At 58.2% G+C, this 20,553-nt stretch carries 19 protein-coding genes; 3 read left to right on the plus strand and 16 right to left on the minus strand.

The window, feature by feature from the left end:
• Positions 1–50 precede the first annotated feature (50 nt).
• From secE to ccoN, 9 genes are all read right to left on the minus strand, one after another.
• Complete coding sequence (gene secE, locus I9184_RS19855) at positions 51–248, minus strand: preprotein translocase subunit SecE (protein WP_050605011.1); 198 nt, start codon at positions 246–248, stop codon at positions 51–53.
• A 99-nt stretch (positions 249–347) separates the two neighbouring features.
• Positions 348–506 (minus strand): cbb3-type cytochrome oxidase assembly protein CcoS, encoded by a 159-nt coding sequence (gene ccoS, locus I9184_RS19860; protein ID WP_152459183.1) that lies wholly within the window; start codon positions 504–506, stop codon positions 348–350.
• A gap of 5 nt (positions 507–511) precedes the next feature.
• On the minus strand, positions 512–2,689 hold the full coding sequence (locus I9184_RS19865; RefSeq protein ID WP_209835514.1) for a heavy metal translocating P-type ATPase: 2,178 nt from the start codon (positions 2,687–2,689) through the stop codon (positions 512–514).
• A gap of 2 nt (positions 2,690–2,691) precedes the next feature.
• Positions 2,692–3,150, minus strand: coding sequence for a FixH family protein (locus tag I9184_RS19870; protein ID WP_171638250.1), 459 nt, complete (start codon positions 3,148–3,150; stop codon positions 2,692–2,694).
• Between the two features lie 2 nt (positions 3,151–3,152).
• Positions 3,153–4,580, minus strand: coding sequence for a cytochrome c oxidase accessory protein CcoG (gene ccoG, locus I9184_RS19875; RefSeq protein WP_171638252.1), 1,428 nt, complete (start codon positions 4,578–4,580; stop codon positions 3,153–3,155).
• Between the two features lie 419 nt (positions 4,581–4,999).
• Entirely contained in the window at positions 5,000–5,863 is an 864-nt protein-coding gene (gene ccoP / locus I9184_RS19880; protein WP_209835515.1) for a cytochrome-c oxidase, cbb3-type subunit III, read from the minus strand.
• Complete coding sequence (locus I9184_RS19885) at positions 5,860–6,045, minus strand: CcoQ/FixQ family Cbb3-type cytochrome c oxidase assembly chaperone (protein WP_050605006.1); 186 nt, start codon at positions 6,043–6,045, stop codon at positions 5,860–5,862. The genes ccoP and I9184_RS19885 overlap by 4 nt, the downstream gene beginning before the upstream one ends.
• A gap of 12 nt (positions 6,046–6,057) precedes the next feature.
• Positions 6,058–6,786, minus strand: a complete 729-nt coding sequence (gene ccoO, locus I9184_RS19890) for a cytochrome-c oxidase, cbb3-type subunit II (protein WP_209835516.1) — start codon at positions 6,784–6,786, stop codon at positions 6,058–6,060.
• Positions 6,787–6,800: 14 nt separating this feature from the next.
• Positions 6,801–8,408 (minus strand): cytochrome-c oxidase, cbb3-type subunit I, encoded by a 1,608-nt coding sequence (gene ccoN, locus I9184_RS19895; protein WP_171638257.1) that lies wholly within the window; start codon positions 8,406–8,408, stop codon positions 6,801–6,803.
• A gap of 200 nt (positions 8,409–8,608) precedes the next feature.
• On the opposite strand from ccoN, the gene I9184_RS19900 reads away from it, so the two are divergent.
• Positions 8,609–9,448, plus strand: a complete 840-nt coding sequence (locus I9184_RS19900) for a universal stress protein (RefSeq protein WP_209835517.1) — start codon at positions 8,609–8,611, stop codon at positions 9,446–9,448.
• 52 nt (positions 9,449–9,500) lie between these two features.
• Here the strand turns inward: I9184_RS19900 and I9184_RS19905 are convergent, their stop codons facing one another.
• Both I9184_RS19905 and I9184_RS19910 read right to left on the minus strand, forming a co-directional pair.
• Positions 9,501–9,755 (minus strand): GlsB/YeaQ/YmgE family stress response membrane protein, encoded by a 255-nt coding sequence (locus I9184_RS19905; RefSeq protein ID WP_171638261.1) that lies wholly within the window; start codon positions 9,753–9,755, stop codon positions 9,501–9,503.
• A 70-nt stretch (positions 9,756–9,825) separates the two neighbouring features.
• Positions 9,826–10,569, minus strand: a complete 744-nt coding sequence (locus I9184_RS19910) for a transcriptional regulator FnrL (protein ID WP_171638263.1) — start codon at positions 10,567–10,569, stop codon at positions 9,826–9,828.
• A 61-nt stretch (positions 10,570–10,630) separates the two neighbouring features.
• On the opposite strand from I9184_RS19910, the gene hemN reads away from it, so the two are divergent.
• Entirely contained in the window at positions 10,631–11,986 is a 1,356-nt protein-coding gene (gene hemN, locus I9184_RS19915; protein ID WP_209835518.1) for an oxygen-independent coproporphyrinogen III oxidase, read from the plus strand.
• A gap of 212 nt (positions 11,987–12,198) precedes the next feature.
• Positions 12,199–14,127: an elongation factor G gene (locus I9184_RS19920; RefSeq protein ID WP_209835519.1), complete on the plus strand. Its 1,929-nt coding sequence runs from the start codon at positions 12,199–12,201 to the stop codon at positions 14,125–14,127.
• A gap of 24 nt (positions 14,128–14,151) precedes the next feature.
• Here I9184_RS19920 and I9184_RS19925 read toward each other — a convergent pair whose 3' ends face one another.
• From I9184_RS19925 to I9184_RS19945, 5 genes are all read right to left on the minus strand, one after another.
• Positions 14,152–15,729, minus strand: a complete 1,578-nt coding sequence (locus I9184_RS19925; protein WP_209835520.1) for an ABC transporter ATP-binding protein — start codon at positions 15,727–15,729, stop codon at positions 14,152–14,154.
• Positions 15,726–16,832, minus strand: coding sequence for an ABC transporter permease (locus tag I9184_RS19930; protein ID WP_209835521.1), 1,107 nt, complete (start codon positions 16,830–16,832; stop codon positions 15,726–15,728). The genes I9184_RS19925 and I9184_RS19930 overlap by 4 nt, the downstream gene beginning before the upstream one ends.
• Positions 16,833–17,927, minus strand: a complete 1,095-nt coding sequence (locus I9184_RS19935) for a microcin C ABC transporter permease YejB (protein ID WP_152459198.1) — start codon at positions 17,925–17,927, stop codon at positions 16,833–16,835. It lies immediately after the preceding gene.
• Between the two features lies 1 nt (position 17,928).
• Positions 17,929–19,833 carry an extracellular solute-binding protein gene (locus tag I9184_RS19940; protein WP_209835522.1) on the minus strand — a complete coding sequence of 635 codons (1,905 nt, stop codon included), beginning with the start codon at positions 19,831–19,833 and terminating at the stop codon, positions 17,929–17,931.
• A 169-nt stretch (positions 19,834–20,002) separates the two neighbouring features.
• Positions 20,003–20,515, minus strand: coding sequence for a cytochrome c family protein (locus tag I9184_RS19945; RefSeq protein WP_152459925.1), 513 nt, complete (start codon positions 20,513–20,515; stop codon positions 20,003–20,005).
• Positions 20,516–20,553 lie beyond the last annotated feature (38 nt).

Consider the following 20,553-nt stretch of genomic DNA (forward strand, 5'->3'; position numbering starts at 1 on the left):
CATTGCCCGCAGCGCAAGGGGGCAGAGACGTTTCAGCGCGCTGATCCCGTCTAGCTGAAAGCACCCAGGATCAGTTGAAGACCACCCCGGATACCCAAATCGACCAAAGCGAAAAATACAGCCGTCAGCGCCGCCATGATGAAGACCATTACCGTGGTCAACAGCACCTCGCGCCGGGTCGGCCAGACGACCTTGGAGACTTCGGCACGGACTTGCTGAATGAACTGGATCGGATTGGTGGTGGCCATTTGGCGTGTTCTCTCTGCTAGCGGATGGGCCGGACATAGCCGGGCATTGCGGCAATTTCAAGGGCAGTTGGTTCAACTCTGCCCATATGGGGCATTCGTTCAGGGTTTGGGTTTGTCATCCCATTCGTCGCTCAGGATCCGGCGCGCGTCACCTTCGGGGTCTTCGTACTGGTTCGTACGAACGGTATATACGAAGGCCGCCAGACCAACGCCCCCCAAAAACAGGGAAATCGGGATCAGATAAGCAAGCACTTCCATTCAGATTACCTCAACCGCAGGGCGTTCAGGGACACGGTAATGGACGAGGTCGACATCGCCAAGGCCGCGATCAGCGGTGTCGCCAGTCCGATCACGGCCAGAGGAACGGCGATCACATTGTAAACGGTTGCGATCTGGAAGTTTTCGCGAATGCGTCTGGTGGCTTTGACGGCCGTGTCACACGCATCCGCAATGGGCGAAAGATCATTGCCCAACAGCACGATATCTGACGCGACCCGCGCCGCATCCAGCGCAGAGGCCGGAGAGATCGACACATGCGCCGCCGCCAAAGCGGCGGTATCGTTCAGCCCGTCGCCAACCATCAAAACTTTGTGGCCTTCATCGCTGAGATCCTGAATGCGTCTTGCCTTGTCCTGCGGCAAAGCCTCGGCAATCCAGTCCTCAATTCCCAGTTTTTCCGCCAAGGCGCGCACTGCCCCCTGCGAATCCCCTGAAATCAGAAGTACACGCTTGCCCGAAGCACGCAGGGCATCCACCGCCTCAGCGGCGCCCGGGCGCAACGCGTCCGAGAATCGGAAGGCCACGGGTGCTTCCTCGCCGATTGCCAGCCAGGCCGAAGTGTCTGTGCTCTGATCCGCGCCGACCCAGGCGGCCCGCCCCAGACGAACACGCTGACCACGGAATTCGCCCTCGGTGCCATAGCCGGGAACCTCGGCTACTCCCCGCACATTTGCTGGTTTGATGCCTGCCGCACGCGCCGCTTTTGCCAATGATACGGACAAGGGATGTGCAGAAGCCTCGGCCAGCGCCAGAGCGACCTCGACCTTGGCCCGTGCATGGTCTGCCAGATTGACCAGTTCCGGTGCGCCGGATGTCAGCGTTCCCGTCTTGTCGAATACAACTGTGTCAGCTTCGGACAGCCGTTCCAGTGCTGTGGCGTGCTTGATCAGCATTCCCTTGCGGAACAACCGGCCCGACGCGGCCGTGGTTACCGCTGGCACGGCCAGACCCAACGCACAGGGGCAGGTAATAATCAGAACAGCCGCCGCGATGTTCAGCGCCGTGCGCAAATCACCGGAATAGATGTACCACCCAACAAAGCTGAGCGCCGACAGAATGTGAACGCCGGGCGCATACAGCTTGGCAGCCTTATCGGCCAACGAGGTGTACCGGGACCGGCCAGACTCGGCGATGGCGACCAGATCAGCCATACGATGGAGCGACGTGTCTTCCCCGACCGCCGTTGCCCGGATTGTCAACGGACCCGTCAGGTTGACTTCACCCGCGCTCACAGCCTGCCCGGCCTCGGCAAAGACTGGCACCGTCTCGCCCGTCAGAAGGGATCGATCCAGTTCGGACTGACCCGACACGATCTGGCCGTCCACGGGCATGCGCCCACCCGGTCGGACAAGGATCAGATCACCGACGCGCAACTCGGCAACGGGAACTTCATCTTCAACCCCATCGGCGACACGAACGGCGCGGGGAACTTCCAACGCGGTCAATTCTTCGGCCGCAGATCGCGCCGCGGCACGGGTGCGGTAATCCAGATACCGCCCGGCCAGCAGAAAGAAGGTCAATGTCAGGGCTGCGTCGAAATAGGCATGCTCGCCGCTCAACGCGGTTTCCCACAGCGACGTGACCAGCGCCAACAGGATCGCCAGTACAATCGGCACATCCATATTCAGCCGTCGCACGCGCAGGGCGCTCCAGGCATTGGCAAAGAACGGCTGGGCCGAGAACGCAATGGCCGGCAGCGCGATGGCCGCTGAAATCCAGTGGAACATGTCCCGCGTTGCATCCGTCGCACCGGACCAGACCGACACCGACAGCAACATCACGTTCATGGATGCAAACCCGGCCACGGCCAGCCGCATCAGAAGATCACGCCCGGCCTTGTCCGTCTGGGTTGCGGACAAAGCCCCCGGATCAAGCTCATGTGCTTCGAATCCTGCCTGTTCAAGCACCGGGATCAGATCGCTTGCACGCGTTTCCGGCGTGGCTTTGATCATCGCGCGTTTGAGCGTCAGGTTCACCCGGGCGTCTTCGACACCGGGATGCGCGTTCAGTTCACGCTCGACCGTCGCGATACAGGCCGAGCAATGAATGCCCGGCAGCGACAAAGCGATCTGCACATCCTCCGGTATGGGCCGGGCCGGTTCTGCCGGGGCCGCAAGGCAGCCCGGGCAGGCTGCTGTGCCGGATGAAAGCTGAGCCGTCATGCTTACCCCTTTACGTAAAGCGGGACGCGCTGCGAGAATTCGGCGCCGTTTCCGTCACGCGCCACCAACCGGATGTTCCAGTTGCCCTTGCCCAGTGTAGCAGGCGTGGCATAGGCTGTACCGTCGAACGTAAAATCCGGCACGAAGTCGTCGCGCACATGGGTTGCCCGACCGACCACGGCCTGCAATTCGCTCACCTCAACCGGCGCACCGCTTTCGTCGGTGATGTGCAGGATCAGAAGGCCGCCTTTGGTTTCCGCCCGAACTGTCCAGCCCAGCGCCTGCTGCTCTTTCAGGCGCTCGTTGAACTCCTGGCTGGCGACGTAGGAGTTCTTGACCTCCAGCCCGGGAAAGGTTTTCACCGCATTGTACGCCAGCACGAGGTTCACCGCGATGATCACGCCAAAAGCGCCGACAAACACGGCAAGGGCGTGCTTTCCGGTGAATTTACGTTCGGCCATGATCAGTTCCCTCGTCCGTTGAACGTGGTGTCCTTGTATGCGCGTTCGCCGCTGCTGAGGTCTTCGACCCAGATCCGTACTGGTGTCGCATCTGCTGCGGCCGGATCGCTATTGCGGGAGGCCACGATATATACACGGGTCAATTGTGCCGTATCCGCCGTGACATTCACAGTATCGATATTGGTTCCCTCGATTTCCAGTCGCATCGCCGGATCGCCCGCCAATGACAGTTTGAAAAGACGGTCCTCACCGTGCTTGTTGCGCAGACGAACGTCATAGGTGTTGCGGATTGTACCGTCCGACAGGGTGACGAAAGTGGGGTTGCGAACCGGTGCAACAGTCAGATCAATGTCAGAACGGATGAAGAGCGCAAACAGCAGCCCGAACCCGACCAGCGCCCACAATGCGGTGTACAAAATCGTACGCGGCCTCAGAATGTGCTTCCAGACATTCTTGGCGGGCTCGCCGGATCGCTCATGGGCTTCATCGCTCAGCGCCATGTAGTCGATCAGCCCTCGTGGCTTTCCGATCTTGGCCATCATGTCATCACACGCGTCGATACAAAGGGCACAGGTGATACATTCCAGCTGCTGGCCATCCCGAATATCGATCCCGACAGGGCAGACATTCACGCAGGCCATACAGTCGATGCAATCCCCCAACTCAGAATCGGCCGTCCGCTTGCCTTTGCCGCGCGGTTCACCCCGCCATTCACGATAGCCGACAACCAGCGTGTCCTCATCCATCATCGCCGCCTGAATGCGCGGCCAAGGGCAGGCATAGATACAGATCTGCTCGCGGGCGAACCCGCCGAAAAAGAAGGTTGTACCCGTCAGGATCAACATCGTCGTGTAGGCAACGGGATGCGCGTTGCCCGTCACAAGATCACGGGCCAGCGTGGGTGCATCCGCGAAATAGAACACCCAGGCACCACCTGTCGCCAAACCGATCAGAAACCAGACCGCCCATTTGGTGACCCGCAAGCGAGCCTTTCGGAAATCAAGCTTTTCCTGACGGTGCAGGCGCAGGCGGGCGTTTCTGTCGCCTTCAATCCACCGCTCGACCAGAATGAACAGGTCCGTCCAGACGGTTTGCGGGCATGCGTATCCGCACCAAACGCGACCCAGAGCCGACGTAAACAGGAACAGACCCAAACCTGCCATGATCAGCAGACCAGCGACAAAGTAGAATTCGTGCGGCCAGATCTCGATCCAGAAGAAATAAAAACGTCGATTTGCAAGATCCAGCAGGACAGCCTGATCAGGCAGGCTGGGGCCACGATCCCATCTGATCCAGGGCGTCACATAGTAAATGCCCAGCGTCACGATGAGGATGATCCATTTCAGGTTTCGAAACGGCCCCGAAACACGTCTTGGAAAAATCGGCTCACGCGCGGCGTAAAGGCTGGGGGCGGGATCGGAATCGCTCACTGGCTGGCTCCACAAATGGGTCTTCTGAAGACGTCTTGTTCCAGATCATGCCTAGGCGAACTTTGACATGGGTCAAAAAGCGCATCGAGTAAACATCTTTTGAAGATCCCCCCTTCTTACCGGCGCTGGAAATCAGGTATTTTACCCGATTTTGAGCCTATTTTGGCGGAATATCTGCTTGTGGCACGATACCAGCTGCACGTGGTACATGCAGTTTTCCAAGTACCGACCAATTGTCGCAGCCCCGGGTCAGCCCTGCCCGAACGCGGGTGATCAGCCGTCGTTGCGAAGAACAGAATGGCAAAACAAAAGGAATTCAGTGTAAAAAAGCACCGGCTGTTCAGGAAACGCGCGAACAGATGGAACAGCCGGTGCTACAGCCTTCGGGCGGCCAGCCGCCCGAAGGTGCCCTCTAGGTCTTACTGGCCACCACCCAACTGGTGGACATAGGCGGATACCGCACGGATCTGCGCCTCGGTCAGGCGGGTATCCCAGTTCGGCATGACGCCAAAGCGGCTGTAGGTCACTGTTTCGGTCAGAGCTTCTTCGCTACCGCCATAAAGCCAGATCGCGTCGGTCAGGTTCGGCGCCCCCTGGAAGATGTCACCTTTGCCATCTTCACCATGGCAGGACACGCAGTTGTCTTCGAAAACAACCTTGCCCGCCTGTGCCGCCGCGTCATCGGTCTGAGCATTGCTCAGCGACATGACATACTGAACCACCTGCGTGATTTCGCCATGCTCCAGGATTTCACCGAAGGCAGGCATCTCGGAATAGCGCGCATCGTCACTTTCTTCGTTCCGGATACCATAGCTGACGGTGTAGACGATATCTTCCATCGTACCACCCCACAGCCAGGCGTCATCCAGCAGGTTCGGGAAACCCGGCGCGCCCTGCGCACCGGAACCGTGGCACTGCGCGCACCATGTACGGAACACGGCACCGCCAGAGTTCACGGCATATTGCTGAAGCTCAGCGTCCTGCGCGATGTCTTCCAGCGGTGTTTCCACCAGTTTGGCGTTCCAGGGTGCATTTGCCTCTTCGAATGCGACCATCTCCTGCTGGACCAAAGCCCGTGAAGACCAGCCCATGACGCCGGCGGTGGCCGACTGGACCAGGGGCCATGCTGGATACATGATCGTGTAGATCACGCCCCAGAAGATAGTGGCGTAGAAGGTCCACAGCCACCAGCGCGGCATCGGGTTGTCGAACTCTTCGATCCCGTCCCAGCTGTGCCCGGTTGTGTTCGGATCACCCGGCTGTTTTTCAGGTGTCTTGCTCATTGCCGCGCCTCCTTGGATGTGGCGGGTTTGTCTTGATGCCGGAAGGGGATGTTGGCGGTGTCCTTGTATTCCTTGCTGGCACCGGGGCGGAATACCCAGATGACGATACCAACGAAGAAGGCGAACAACAGCAGCAGCATCCAGCTATCCGCGAACTGCCTGAGAATTGTGTATTCTTCCATCACGATCCTCCTTTAGCGGCTTGCGTCCGGGGTGAAGGTCGAGAAATCGACCAACGTGCCCAGCATCTGAAGATAGGCAACCAACGCATCAGCTTCGGTCAACTCGGGCTGGCCGTCGAAGTTGCGCACGTTGACCTTGTCACCATAGCGCTCCAGCAGCCCGTCATAGTCGCTGTCCGGGTCAGCCTGAGCGAGGAAGTCGGCTTGTGCGTTTTCCAGCATCTCTTCGGAATAAGGCGTCCCGACCAGAGCATTGGCGGCCATCACATCACCGATGAACTTGCCGTCAATTTTGCGATGTTCGAGGAAGCCGTATTTCGGCATCACCGATTCAGGTACAACGGATTGCGGATCCCGCAGGTGGTCGACATGCCATTGATCGGAATAGCGGCCACCGACACGCGCCAGATCCGGTCCGGTCCGTTTGGACCCCCACTGGAACGGGTGATCGTACATCGATTCCGCCGCCAGCGAGTAGTGGCCATAGCGTTCGACCTCATCCCGCATCGGACGGATCATCTGGCTGTGGCAGACATAGCAGCCTTCGCGGATGTAGATCTCGCGACCCGCCATCTCGAGGGGGGTGTAAGGGCGCATGCCCTCCACCTTTTCGATTGTGTTCTCAAGATAGAACAGCGGGGTGATCTGTACGATGCCACCGATGGTCACGACCAAAAAGCTGAAGATCAGCAGGAGGGTCGCGTTGGTCTCGAGGATCTTGTGTTTGTCGAGAATTGCCATTGCTCCGGCCCTCCTTATTCAGCCGGGACCGCGACGGTCAGGCTGGCCTCTTTGGCCGGCGCTTTCCGCACAGTCATCCACAGGTTGTAGCACATGATCAGCGAACCGGCGACGAACATCACGCCACCCAGAGCACGCACCACATACATCGGGAACTTGGCAGCCACGGTGTCGGCGAACGAGTTCACCAGGAAGCCGTTGGCATCCACTTCGCGCCACATCAGGCCTTCCATGATACCGGTGACCCACATCGACGCGGCGTACAGAACGATGCCGATTGTGGCGAGCCAGAAGTGCCAGCTGACCATCTGCAGCGAGTACAGACGCTCACGCTTCCACAGGACGGGCACCAGGAAGTACAGCGCACCAAAGGTGATCATGCCGTTCCAGCCCAGCGCGCCCGAGTGCACGTGACCAATTGTCCAGTCGGTGTAGTGCGACAGCGAGTTCACCGCGCGGATCGACATCATCGGGCCTTCGAAGGTGGACATGCCGTAGAAGCCGACCGAGATCACCATCATCCGGATCACAGGGTCGGTGCGCAGCTTGTCCCACGCGCCCGACAGGGTCATCAGACCGTTGATCATACCACCCCAGGACGGCATCCACAGGATCACCGAGAACACCATGCCCAGCGTCGAGGCCCAGTCAGGTAGCGCAGTATAATGCAGGTGGTGCGGGCCGGCCCAGATGTACAGGAAGATCAGCGCCCAGAAGTGGATGATCGACAGCTTGTACGAGAACACCGGACGCTCGGCCTGCTTCGGAATGAAGTAGTACATCATGCCCAGGAAGCCGGCAGTCAGGAAAAAGCCCACCGCGTTGTGGCCATACCACCACTGGATCATGGCATCCTGCACGCCCGACCAGACGATGACCGATTTCGAACCCCAGATGCTGACAGGAACGGTCATGTTGTTGACCAGATGCAGCATGGCGACGGTGACGATAAAGGCCAGATAGAACCAGTTGGCCACATATATGTGGGGTTCTTTCCGCTTTATGATCGTACCCAAGTAGACAGCCAGATAGGCGACCCAGACAATGGTCAGCCACAGATCGACATACCATTCAGGTTCGGCATATTCCTTGGACTGCGTTCCGCCCAGAACATAACCCGTCGCCGCCAGCACGATGAACAGCTGATAGCCCCAGAAAACGAACCAGGCCAGATTGCCGCCCCAAAGCCGCGCCGCGCTGGTACGCTGAACGACGTAGAACGACGTTGCGATCAATGCGTTTCCGCCAAAGGCAAAAATCACTGCCGACGTATGCAGCGGACGCAAACGACCGAAATTCAGATACCCCTGCGCCCATTCAAAGTTCAGCACCGGAAAAGCCAGCTGAAATGCGATGAAGGTCCCGGCCAGAAACCCGATCACGCCCCAGAAGGCGGTTGCGATCACGCCATAGCGGATCACGTCATCCATGTATTCGCCCGAGCGGTCGACTAGAATATCTGGCTCGTCAGTGTTTCGAAGCGTCCAGATAAACAGGCCACCGGCGATAAGCATCACCAGCAGTGCATGTACCTGATACGCCAAATCGCGTGCATAATTGGTTCCGATCGCTGCAAACAGCGCGATCAGACCAAGCACGATCAGCTTGATGTAATTCGACATATTGCGTCCCTTTGCCATGCCCCGCGCGTTTTTGATTCTTATACGCGCGAAACCCATTTGACTGGCTGCCGTTCTGAAGCACGGCGGCTGTTACTGCTTTGATCTGTATCAAGACAGTTCTGCGTTTTCTGTGACACGCATTGTAAAGGAAACAGGCCAACTGGTCACATGAGACCAAATGCCCGAATCATGAGGTCGCAATGACTTACAAATCTCTACTCACTGTCATGACCGAAACGCAGACAGCACCCGCCGCTCTGGCGCAGATGGTGGCCCTGGCGGAATCGCAGGATGCACATGCCGAAGCCCTGTGCCTTGGCGTCGATCGCAGTCAGACAGGTTACTACTATGCGGGTGCCAATGCGCTGATCGTTCAGGAAACACTGAGCCGGGCCAACGCCGAGGCCCAGGAGCTGTTAAATTTTGCCAATGACTACCTTGGCACGTCCGGCGTTCGCTGGTCCGCCGAGCATGGTGTCGCGCAGATTGCCGATATCGGACGCCATGTCGCGCATAGGGCACGGTTTTCCGATCTGGTGGTCCTGCCGCACCCTTATGGAAAAGACCGCGGTGCCGAGGCCGAGCCCATCATCGAAGCCGCCATGTTCGAAGGGCATTGCCCGGTTCTGGTCGTACCGGACGACGTCGAGCCCCTGACGGTGCCGCGCAATATCATGATAGGTTGGAACGAAAGCGTAGAGGCCATGTGCGCCATTCGTCACGCCCTGCCCTTCCTGAAACAGGCCGAGCTGGTCCGAATCGTGGTCATCGATCCGCCTCGCCATGGTCCGGACCGGTCTGATCCGGGCGGAATGCTGTCACAGATGCTGTCCCGTCACGGGGTCAAATGTGAGATTGATGTGCTAAGCAAAAGCATGACGCGCGTGTCGGATATTCTCAACCGTCACGCATCCGATACAGAATCGGATCTGATCGTCATGGGCGCTTACGGTCATTCCCGTTTTCGCGAGGCCATTCTGGGCGGCGCAACACGCAACATGCTGGAGCAGTCTGGCGTACCGGTATTCCTGGCCCATTGATACGCCCATCAAAAGCCGCCCGACTTGGCGGCTTTTGTCATCCTCTCTTTTGTCATCCTCTGCGGATCAGGCCTATCAGGAACAACAGGATCACGGCACCCGCTGTTGCGAATAGGATAGACGATAACAGGCCGCCGCCAACGGCAAATCCAAGCGCCGGAAATATCAACCCCGCCAGAAACGCGCCTACGATTCCGACAACTACGTTTCCGAAAAGGCCAAAACCCCTGCCCTCCATGATCTTTCCGGAAAGCCAACCGGCGATTGCGCCGACCAAAAGCATTGCCAACAAACTGGTAAATTCCATGCCGAGCTCCTGAATTAGATATCCCGCGAAAAAGACTGCGGCGGCTGTCAGTGGTCAAAAGCCTATTACGTCAGACCGGAAAGCCGCCATCCGAATCGTCACCCGCCTCTTCCATCAGGCGGCCCAAATCGGGGATGGTCACGTGCCGCTTTCCTTCAAGCGTGATCACCCCGTCTTTTTTCAAAGCTGATATTTGGCGACTGACCGTTTCCAATGTCAAACCCAAGTAATCCGCCATTGCTTCTCGGGTCAGGGGCAGGTCGAACACAATGGGTCCTGATACAGCTTTTTGACTGATTGAACCGTCCCGGCGGGCGATAATTGACAACAAACTGGCAATCTTCTCACGCGCCGTTTTGCGCCCCAGAACCAGCATCCACTCGCGGGCGGCATCAAGCTCGTCCAAAGTCATCTGCAAAAGACGATGGGCGATATGCGGGGTGTGGTCCATCAACTCTTCGAACGGTTTCTTGCGGAAACAGCACATCACGACATCCGTCGTGGCCTGAACATCATAAGGCGCAGTATCGCGACCCGGGCGGCCAACAAAGTCGCTTGGCAGCAGCAGACCAACCATTTGGGTGCGGCCATCTTCCATCGTCTGGGTCAACGACGCGATTCCGGCCACAACCGAGCCGACAAAACTCATCTGATCCCCCGACCAGATAATCGTCTGACCCGCCTCAAAACTGCGGTAATATTTAATGCTTTCAAGCTCTTCCAGCTCATCGGCATCACAACGGGCACAGACGGCGCGATGACGAATCGGGCAATCTCCGCAATTTGAATGGTCAAATTGTGCTTTTACTGTCATGCGCGTTCCCACTTGATCTCCATCAAAGCACCTGTGTCGCCTGTCGCATAAGGGTATCGCCATGATAGTGAAACCACAATTGGCAAAGCTTGGACTTTTTGACGCGAAAGTACCGCGTTACACAAGCTACCCCACCGCCCCCCACTTCAACAACGACGTGGGAGCAGATATGTTTGGCGACTGGATTTCCGGGATCAAACCCGGCAGTGCAATTTCGCTGTACATTCATGTCCCATTCTGCCGCAGGTTATGCTGGTTCTGCGCCTGCCGGACACAAGGCACACAAACCGACAACCCGGTAATCGCCTATGTCGATGTTCTGAAGGCCGAACTGGACCTTCTGGCGGCACGTCTGCCTGAGGGTGTGGTCCTGTCGCGTCTGCACTGGGGCGGCGGCACACCAACGTTGCTGAACGCCCAATTGATGCGCGAATTGGCACAACACATCCTGGGTATCGTCCCCATGGGGTCGGATGCCGAATTCTCGGTCGAGATCGATCCGAACGAGATTGACGAGGCGCGTCTGGATGCGCTGGCTGACGCGGGCATGAACCGCGCCTCGATTGGGGTGCAGGATTTCGATGACGAAATCCAGAAAACCATAGGCCGTATTCAAAGCTATGACACCACGCGCGACGCTATCGACATGATCCGTGAACGTGGCATCACCAGCCTGAATGCGGATATTCTTTACGGCCTGCCACATCAGACCAAGGCGCGCATGACGGAAAGCGTACAGAAACTCCTGTCGCTCAGCCCGGATCGCGTGGCACTTTATGGTTATGCCCACGTACCCTGGATGGCCAAGCGGCAGCAGCTGATTCCGTCGGACGCACTGCCAACGCCCGAACAACGCCTTGAACTGTTCGACACAGCCCGGCGTTTGTTCCTTTGGGACAATTATGCCGAAATCGGCATCGACCATTTCGCCACTCAGGATGACGGGCTGACCCACGCGTTGCGCGCGGGCCGCCTCAAGCGGAACTTCCAGGGTTACACCGACGATCAGGCCGATGTTCTGATTGGTGTCGGGGCCAGCTCGATCTCTCGTTTCCCGCAAGGTTACGCGCAGAACGCTCCGGCCACCTCTGCCCATACCAAAGCCATTCGCGATGGGCAGTTTTCGACATCCCGAGGGCACCTTTTCAAAGGTCAGGACATTCTGCGTGCCCGCCTGATCGAAGCATTAATGTGCGATTTCAAGATCGACTCAGCAGAAATCCTGCGGGATCACGATATTTCAGCCTCTGACCTGGACGAGATGTATCACGCAGCCAATGCATCTTTCGACGGGATGCTGCAAATCACTGAAGCCGGGCTTTTCATACCGCCCGAAGCGCGCGCGCTGACCCGGATGATCGCCCGCAGCTTTGACGCCTATGACCTCAGCAAAGCCGGGCACAGCTCGGCCATCTGACCCTTTTTCGGCGGGCAACATTCGGCCCGTGACGCGCAAAACACATCAGGGGCTTGACGCACGCCTGCGGTTTTTCCCACACTCATGCTGTAGGGCGGCATCTCGCTCTGCGGTCTGAGGCGGGCAAAATACAGACAACCCTTGTCGGCGCCAACGCGTCGGTCGGTCCCTTTCGTGTAGCCAATCTGCAACCTGAAAGAGGGACAACACTCATGCGCGTTTTCACCGTCCTCGGGCCCAGCCAATCGGGCAAATCTACGCTTGTCGAGGCCATCAGCCGCCTCGACGGGCGCCCCACCACATTCGATGTTTCCGGAACCGTGCATTTGCACGGTTTTTCTTACCTGGACGAGCCCTGGTGCGCGATCGACGTCGATGGGGGCGGCGATGCGCTGGCCTATGTCGGCCCCGCAATGGCGATTTCGGACGCCGCCGTGGTCGTGGTGCCCCCCGACCCGAATGCCGCCGTTCTGTGCGCGCCCTACCTGCGGTTGGTCGAAGAGGCCGGCATCCCCTGTTTTCTGTTCATCAACCGGATGGACAACCCCAATGGCCGCGTCCGCGATATCATCGCCGCTCTGCAAACATACTGCACCCACCACATTGCCCTGCGTCAGGTGCCGATCCGCGAAGGGGATACGATCATCGGGGCGGTTGATCTGATCTCGGAACGGGCCTGGAAATATCAGGAGGGCCAGCCCTCGGCCCTGATCGAACTGCCTCAATCCGTCGAAGACCGCGAGCAGGAAGCGCGAACCGAGCTGCTCGAAACCCTGTCCGATTTTGATGACAACCTGTTGGAACAGCTGATAGAAGACAAACAGCCGCCAAGTGGCGAGGTCTATGATCTGGCGGCACAGGTTTTGCAGAACCATCAGTTGATTCCCGCCTGCCTGGGTGCCGCAAGTCACGGCAACGGGCTGACGCGTCTGATGAAGGCGCTGCGGCACGAAGCCCCCGAATTTGACATCGCCGCCGGGCGCGACGAGGCCGCTGACAGCGCCCGCGCCATTGCCGGTTTCGCGGATGTCAAAAAACACATCGGAAAAATCGTGGTTCTGCGCGGCCTGGGGGACGGCGTGCAAGCCCATGAAGCCTTGGGCGGTGAGACCGTCGGCAATCTGACAACGCTGGATGCCAAAACCCAGATCGCCACGCTGGAGGCCGGGCAGATTGGTCTGGCGGTGAAATCCGATCACCTCGAACCCGGCTACATCTACGACAGCAATTCGGCGACGGAACTGCCGGAATGGGCGGCCTCGCATCCGGTGGCGCATCGTCAGATCGTCTCGCCCGCGCATGAGCGGGACGATGTGCGCCTGTCAAACGCCCTGAGCCGCTTGGCCGAAATCGACCCTGGCCTTCACCTGCAACAGGATGAGCTTACCGGCCATGCCGTTCTTGGGTCTCAAGGTCCGCAGCACATGCGACGCGTGACCGCCAAGCTGGCCGAGGATTTCGGGATCGAGATTGAAGCCGACCCGGTCGAAACCGCCTATCGCGAAACCATCCGAACACCTGTCGAACATCGCCACAGACACCGCAAACAATCCGGCGGGGCTGGGCAGTTCGCGGATGTGGTGATCTCGGTCGCGCCGCTGCCGCGCGGATCTGGGTTCCAGTTCGAAGAGGTGGTCAAGGGCGGCGCGGTGCCCAAGAATTACATTCCATCCGTGGAACAGGGCGCCAGAGACGCGCTGGAGCAAGGCCCCGAGGGTTTTCCGGTGGTGGATGTGAAGGTCACGCTGCATGACGGCAAGCATCACAACGTAGACAGTTCGGATTATGCCTTCCGTACCGCGGGCAAGAACGCCGTGCGCGAAGCGCTGCCTCAGGCCAAGCCCGTTGTTTTGCAGCCGATCCTGAACGCTGAAATCCACCTGCCTTCTGATTTTGTCGGCGACCTCGTACCGACGATCAGCTCTCTGCAAGGGCAGGTTCTGGGATTTGAGGGCAACCCGAACGCATCAGGCTGGGAGATTTTCAACGCTCTGATTCCCTCCGTTGCCGAAGATGAGTTGCATCGCACTCTTGCCAGTGCCACGCGCGGAACCGGGTGGGTCAAGCTGAGCTTTGATCACTATGAAGAACTGCGCGGGCCGGTGCCGAAAACGGCGGCCAAAGAAAAAGCCAGCGCCTGATGGCCTGACGATGGCGGGCTGATCTCAGCCCGCCGCAGCAATCAATTCGCGGGTATAGTCGGTCTGGGCGTTTTCGAACAAATCCTCGGCCGTGCCCATTTCAACCACATCTCCGTTTCGCATGACGATCACCTTGTGCGACATCGCCCGCACAACTTTCAGGTCATGGCTGATGAACAGATACGCCAGCCCGTATTTCTTTTGCAGATCGCGCAGCAGATCGACGATCTGAACCTGAACCGTCATGTCCAGCGCGCTGGTCGGTTCGTCCAGAACCAGCAGCTTGGGCCGCAAGACCATCGCGCGCGCAATCGCGATGCGCTGACGCTGACCGCCCGAAAACTCGTGCGGATATCGGTCCATGGCCGCAGGATCCAGGCCCACCTCGGCCATCACCTCAGCGACCAGCTCGCGCGGCGCGCGATGAGGATCAATGTTGTGAATGGCCAGACCTTCCGCGATGATCTGCTGACAGGTCATGCGTGGGCTGAGGCTGCCGAACGGGTCCTGAAACACGATCTGCATATCCTTGCGCAGCCGGCGCAATTCGCGGGTAGACCATCTTCGCACATCCTGATCGCGGAAGGTGATGCCGCCTTCGGACGCGATGAGGCGCATGATCGCAAGCGCCAGCGTGGTCTTGCCCGACCCGCTTTCGCCCACGATCCCCAAGGTCTCACCCGCGCGTACACTCAGCGTGGCGTCATTCACCGCCTTCACATAGCCGACCGTGCGTTTCAGAAACCCGCGCTGGATCGGGAACCAGACTTTCAGATGATCCGTACGCGCGACTTCCTCGGCATCTGTTGCAACGGCGTCTGGCTGACCCGAAGGTTCCGCGGCCAGGAGCTTGCGGGTATAGGGGTGCTGCGGGTTGTCGAAGATCTCGGCGGTCGCGCCGGTCTCGACGATCTCACCATCCTTCATCACGCAAACCCGGTCGGCGATGCGCCGCACGATGCCCAGATCGTGGGTGATGAACAGCATCCCCATGTTTTCGGATTTCTGCAAACTGGCCAGCAACTCGAGGATCTGTGCCTGAATGGTTACATCCAACGCCGTCGTCGGTTCATCGGCGATCAGGATGTCCGGCTTGTTCGCCAGCGCCATGGCGATCATCACGCGCTGCCGCTGTCCGCCCGACAACTGGTGCGGATAGCTGTCCAGCCGGTCTTCGGGGTCGCGGATACCGACCTTGTTCAACAGTTCAAGAATTCGTTCGCGCGCGACATCACCCGTGACCCCCTGATGCAGGGCCAGCGATTCCGCCATCTGCTTCTGGATCGTGTGCAGCGGGTTCAGCGATGTCATCGGCTCCTGGAAAATAAAGCTGATGTCATTGCCGCGCACATCCATCAGGCGTTGCTCCGAGGCGCCGATCATCTCCTGCCCGTCATAGGTGACGGACCCTTCGACGATCGCGCTGTCGCCCAGCAACGATACGGTGCTGAGCGCGGTGACAGATTTGCCCGACCCGGATTCGCCCACCAGCGCCACGGTTTCCCCGCGATCGACATGGAATGACACGCCCCGAACCGCAGCACTGATCCGACCGTCCTGCCGGAACGAGACTTTCAGGTTGTTTACATCCAGCAGGCTCATGAGAAGGTCTTTCTGGGATCGAACGCATCCCGTACGCCTTCAAAGATGAAGACCAGCAGGGACAGCATGATAGCAAAGGTGAAAAAGGCCGTGAAAGCCAGCCATGGGGCCTGAAGGTTCTGTTTTGCCTGCAAGGTGAGCTCCCCCAGCGAGGGGGCCGAAGACGGCAGACCAAAACCCAGATAATCCAGCGAAGCCAGCCCGCCTATGGTGCCCGTGACGATGAAGGGCATGAAGGTCAGCGTGGCCACCATTGCGTTGGGCAGCATGTGGCGGAACATGATCGTCATGTTGCCCACACCCAATGCCCGTGCAGCGCGCACATATTCAAGGTTTCGCGCCCGCAGGAATTCTGCGCGCACCACGCCAACCAGCCCGGTCCAGCTGAACAGGATCATCAACGCGACCAGCAGCCAGAAACTTCGCCCCAACACCGCGAACATGATGATGATGACATAAAGCGACGGGGTTGCGGACCAGATCTCGATGATCCGCTGAAAGATCAGATCCAGCCAACCGCCGAAGAAACCCTGTACGGCACCGGCGAAAATACCGATCAGGCTGGCAGCACCCGTCACCAGCAGCGTGAACAGGATCGACAGGCGGAAGCCGTAAATCACCCGTGCCAGCACATCGCGCTTGGTGTCATCGGTGCCCAGCAGGTTCTGGCCGTTGGGCGGCAAGGGTGCAGCCCCGGGGCGGTCCACAGACGTGTTGTAGGAATAAGGGATCAGCGGCCAAAGCGACCAGCCACGCTCGAACCCCTCCGCCTGGAACGTACCGGCGTCGATCTGTTCGATAATGCCTTCGGGATCGTCAAAACAGTCTTCCAGGCCGCCGCTGTCTATCAGACACTGAACCTCGGGGTCGCGATAGATCGCCTCTGTCTGGAAGTCTCCGCCAAAATCGGTTTCCGCGTAGAAGTTGAAGACCGGCATGTAGAACTCGCCCCGGTATTTCACCAGAATCGGTTTGTCATTGGCGATGAACTCGGCAAACAGCGACAGGCCGAACAACACGGCGAAGATGATCAACGACCAGAAGGCGCGCTTGTTGCGGCAAAAGTTGCTCCAGCGGCGCTGGTTCAGGGGGGACAATGCCATTTACCCCTCCCGCTTTTCAAAATCGATGCGCGGGTCGACCAGCACATACATCAGATCGCTGATGATGCCGACCACCAGCCCCATCAGGCCAAAGATGAACAGCGTGCCGAAAATCACCGGGTAATCCCGCGCCACGGCGGCTTCAAAACCCAGACGTCCTAGACCATCAAGTGAGAAGATCGTTTCGATGATGATCGAACCTCCGAAGAACACGCCGATGAACACGGCCGGAAATCCGGCTATGACGATCAGCATCGCGTTGCGGAACACATGGCCATACAGCACTTTGCGTTCGCTCAGGCCTTTGGCGCGGGCGGTCATGACATATTGCTTTTTGATTTCATCGAGAAACGAGTTCTTGGTCAGCAGCGTCAATGTCGCAAAGGCCGAGATCGTCAGCGCGATGGTCGGCAACGCGATATGCCAGAAATAATCTGCGATTTTGCCAAAAAGACTCAGGCTGTCCCAGTTGTCAGATGTCAGCCCCCGAAGCGGGAAGATCTGCCAATAGGATCCACCGGCGAAAAGCACCAACAGCAGAATGGCAAACAAGAAGCCAGGGATCGCATAAGCCACGATGATCGCTGCGCTGGTCCACGTGTCGAACTGCGAACCGTCCCTGATCGCCTTGCGAATGCCCAGAGGGATCGAAACCAGATAGGCGATAAGCGTTGACCACAGACCCAGCGAGATCGAGACCGGCATTTTCTCGAGCACCAGATCAATCACGCTGATCGAGCGGAAATAGCTCTCGCCGAAGTCCAGCGTCAGATAGTTGCCCATCATGATCAGAAAACGTTCCAGGGGCGGTTTGTCGAAGCCGAATTCCTTTTCAAGTTCAGCAATGAACTCGGGCGGCAGGCCCCGTGCACCGACATATTTGTCGTCGAAAACGCCGCCCGCCGGCTCTGACCCCGCGCCGGCATCGCCCGCACCCGCAAAACCGGCGAAAACATCCCCCTGACCTTCGATCTGGGCAATGATCTGTTCAACCGGCCCGCCAGGCACGAATTGTACCAGCGTGAAGTTGACGATCATGATGCCCAGAAGGGTCGGGATGATCAGCAACAAACGTCTTAGAATATAGGCGCCCATGTTATCGCAGCGCGCCTTTCGCTTTCAGTGCAGTCTCTTTTTCCGGATTGATCCACCACAGATCCAAATAGCCCAGCGAATAAGGCGGCAGGTTTTCCGGGTATTCATACATATCGTAATATGCCACCCAGTGGTCAGCGATGTATCCTACGGGGATCACGAAGAACTCGTACCGCAAAGCGCGATCCAACGCCTTCAACGCCATGTCCTGATCCGCCTGATTGTCAGTATCAAAGGATGCTTCGATGATTGCGTCAACCAATGGGCTTGCCAATCCGGCCGGGTTGAAAAGACTGAATGCGGCCTCTTCCGACCCGTACATCTGGCTCAACCCGCCACCGGTCGACAAAAAAGACCCGTAACGAGTGGAATAGACCATGTCATAGTCCCGCTCGCGGCTGCGCAGCGTGTATTGCGCCGGGTCAACCTTTTCCGCCGACGCATCCACGCCAATGGCTTGCAGGTTCTGGACATAGGTTTCAATCATCGTGGCCGTCGAAGTCGGCAGGTTTGAAGGATAGGGGATATTAACCTTCAGTGTCTGCCCTTCCGCGTTACGCCGCACATTGCCATCGCCGACCGGCCACCCGGCCTCGTCCAGCAGTTTCGCGGCTTTTCGCAGATTTCTGCGATCGTTCAGGCGCGCGGGGTTTGACTCGTGAACCGTCACGGCAGGTTCTGAAAGAAGGTCCTCGGGCACAACCTCACCCAGCGCTTGAAGAAACGCCAGTTCATCGCCCTCGGGCAGGCCTTGCGCTTCCAGCGGGGTGCCTTGTGTAAAGGAATTGCGCGGTGAATTCAGACCAAACAGCAGGGATTCATTTGCCCATTCGAAATTGAAGGCCAAGGCAAGGGCCTTGCGTACGTTCTTGTCGGAAAACTGCGGTTTTCCGAGATTGAAGACGAAGCCGGACGGTGTTGGCGGGCTGCCATCCGGTATCTCGTCCCGTACGATCACACCTTCGTTCAGCTTCGGAAAATCATACGCCGTCGCCCAAAGCTTGGGATCGCTTTCAATCCGCAACGTGTATTCACCGGCCTTGAACCCCTCGAACGCCGCTGTCTGATCGGCGAAATACTCGACGCGAATGGTATCGAAATTGTTGCGACCGACATTGAATGGCAGATCCTTACCCCAATAGTCGTCACGTCGCTTGTAAACGATACGGCGATTGATGTCATAGCTGTCGAGTTTATAGGGACCCGAGCCGACCGCCACTTCCAGACGCGGCTCATCCAGACGCCGGGACTCGTCCGCTTCGAACCATGCTTTCGAAAAGACGGGGGTCGACCCGACGGTCTCGATCAAACTGCGGCGGGTGACTTCCGGATTGAACGTGAATTTGACCGTGTGATCATCCAGCGCTTCGGCCCCCGTCACCATGCGGCCCACGGCTTGGGCGTAGGAAGGCAGGCCCTGTTCGATGAACAGGCGATGGCTGTAGACAACATCTTCGGCCGTCACCGGCGTGCCATCCCAAAAGGTTGCTTCGGGTCGCAAATGGAAAATGACGTAGTTGCGCCCTTCATCATATTCCAGACTTTCCGCCAGCACGCCGTAATACTGCCCGACACCGTCATCAGAGCTTTCGAACAGGCGGTCATATTGCAGCGTCGTCAAGGCGCCTGCGCGCCCCTTGCGGGAATAGGGATTCAAGGAATCGAACGTCCCCGAAGCCGCCAAGGACAACTCACCACCTTTGGGCGCATCTGGATTCACGTAATTCAGATGCGGATAGTCAGCAGGGTAATCCAGATTGCCGAAATACGAATATCCATGACTGCGGGTAACCCCCTCATCCAATGCCAAAGCAGCTTGCGGTGAGAGCAGAACAGCACAAAGCCCGAATATGCCAGCCAATGGCCTGACCTTAAGATCACATGCAGCAGGCATTAGGGACATCATGGGGCTCATCCTCTGGGTTATTGTAATCTTTTATGTCGCATACGCTAGCTAATGTGCCAACGCTGACAGTTTCAAGTTTAGAATGCGTGAGCGCTTTGTGAAGTTCCCTTCAGACAAAAAAGCCGCTGCGCGGGGCAGCGGCTCTGAACTTCAATGGTCTCTCAGGCAATCAGTTGCCAATTGTCTGCAGATAAGCAATCAAGTCCGCGCGGTCCTGAGGTTTTTTCAAGCCAGCAAAACTCATCGATGTTCCCGAGATATAGGCGCTTGGGCGTTCCAGGAAAGCATCCAACGCTTCGGGCGTCCAGTTGCCGCCATGGGCCTGCATACTGGCTGAGTAACCGGTGAAACCTTTTGCCGAGGCAACCGGGCGATCAACTACGCCATACAGGTAAGGGCCGGTTCCATTCGCCCCGTCTTCCAGCTTGTGGCACGCGGTGCACTTGCGGAATACTTTCGCGCCCTTCTCAACGTCAGCGGCGGCCAGCAGATCTTCAAAGACCACTTCTTCGCCGTCGGCGCTTTCGCCCGAGCTTTCGGTTTCGATAATGTAGGCGGCCTCAGCCGAGCCATGGCCACCGGAAGAATAGAGGATGTCAGCCCCCCATTTGGCCAGAAGCAGCACCAGGAAAGTGCCGAACAGGCCTGCGGCGGCCTTCGTAACTGTCATCGTGTCGAACATTGATCGCGTGTCCATTTCAGCTGTCTGCGCAGGTGTCT

The sequence above is a fragment of the Ruegeria sp. HKCCE3926 genome (genome assembly GCF_017872515.1).
Classification (GTDB): domain Bacteria; phylum Pseudomonadota; class Alphaproteobacteria; order Rhodobacterales; family Rhodobacteraceae; genus Ruegeria.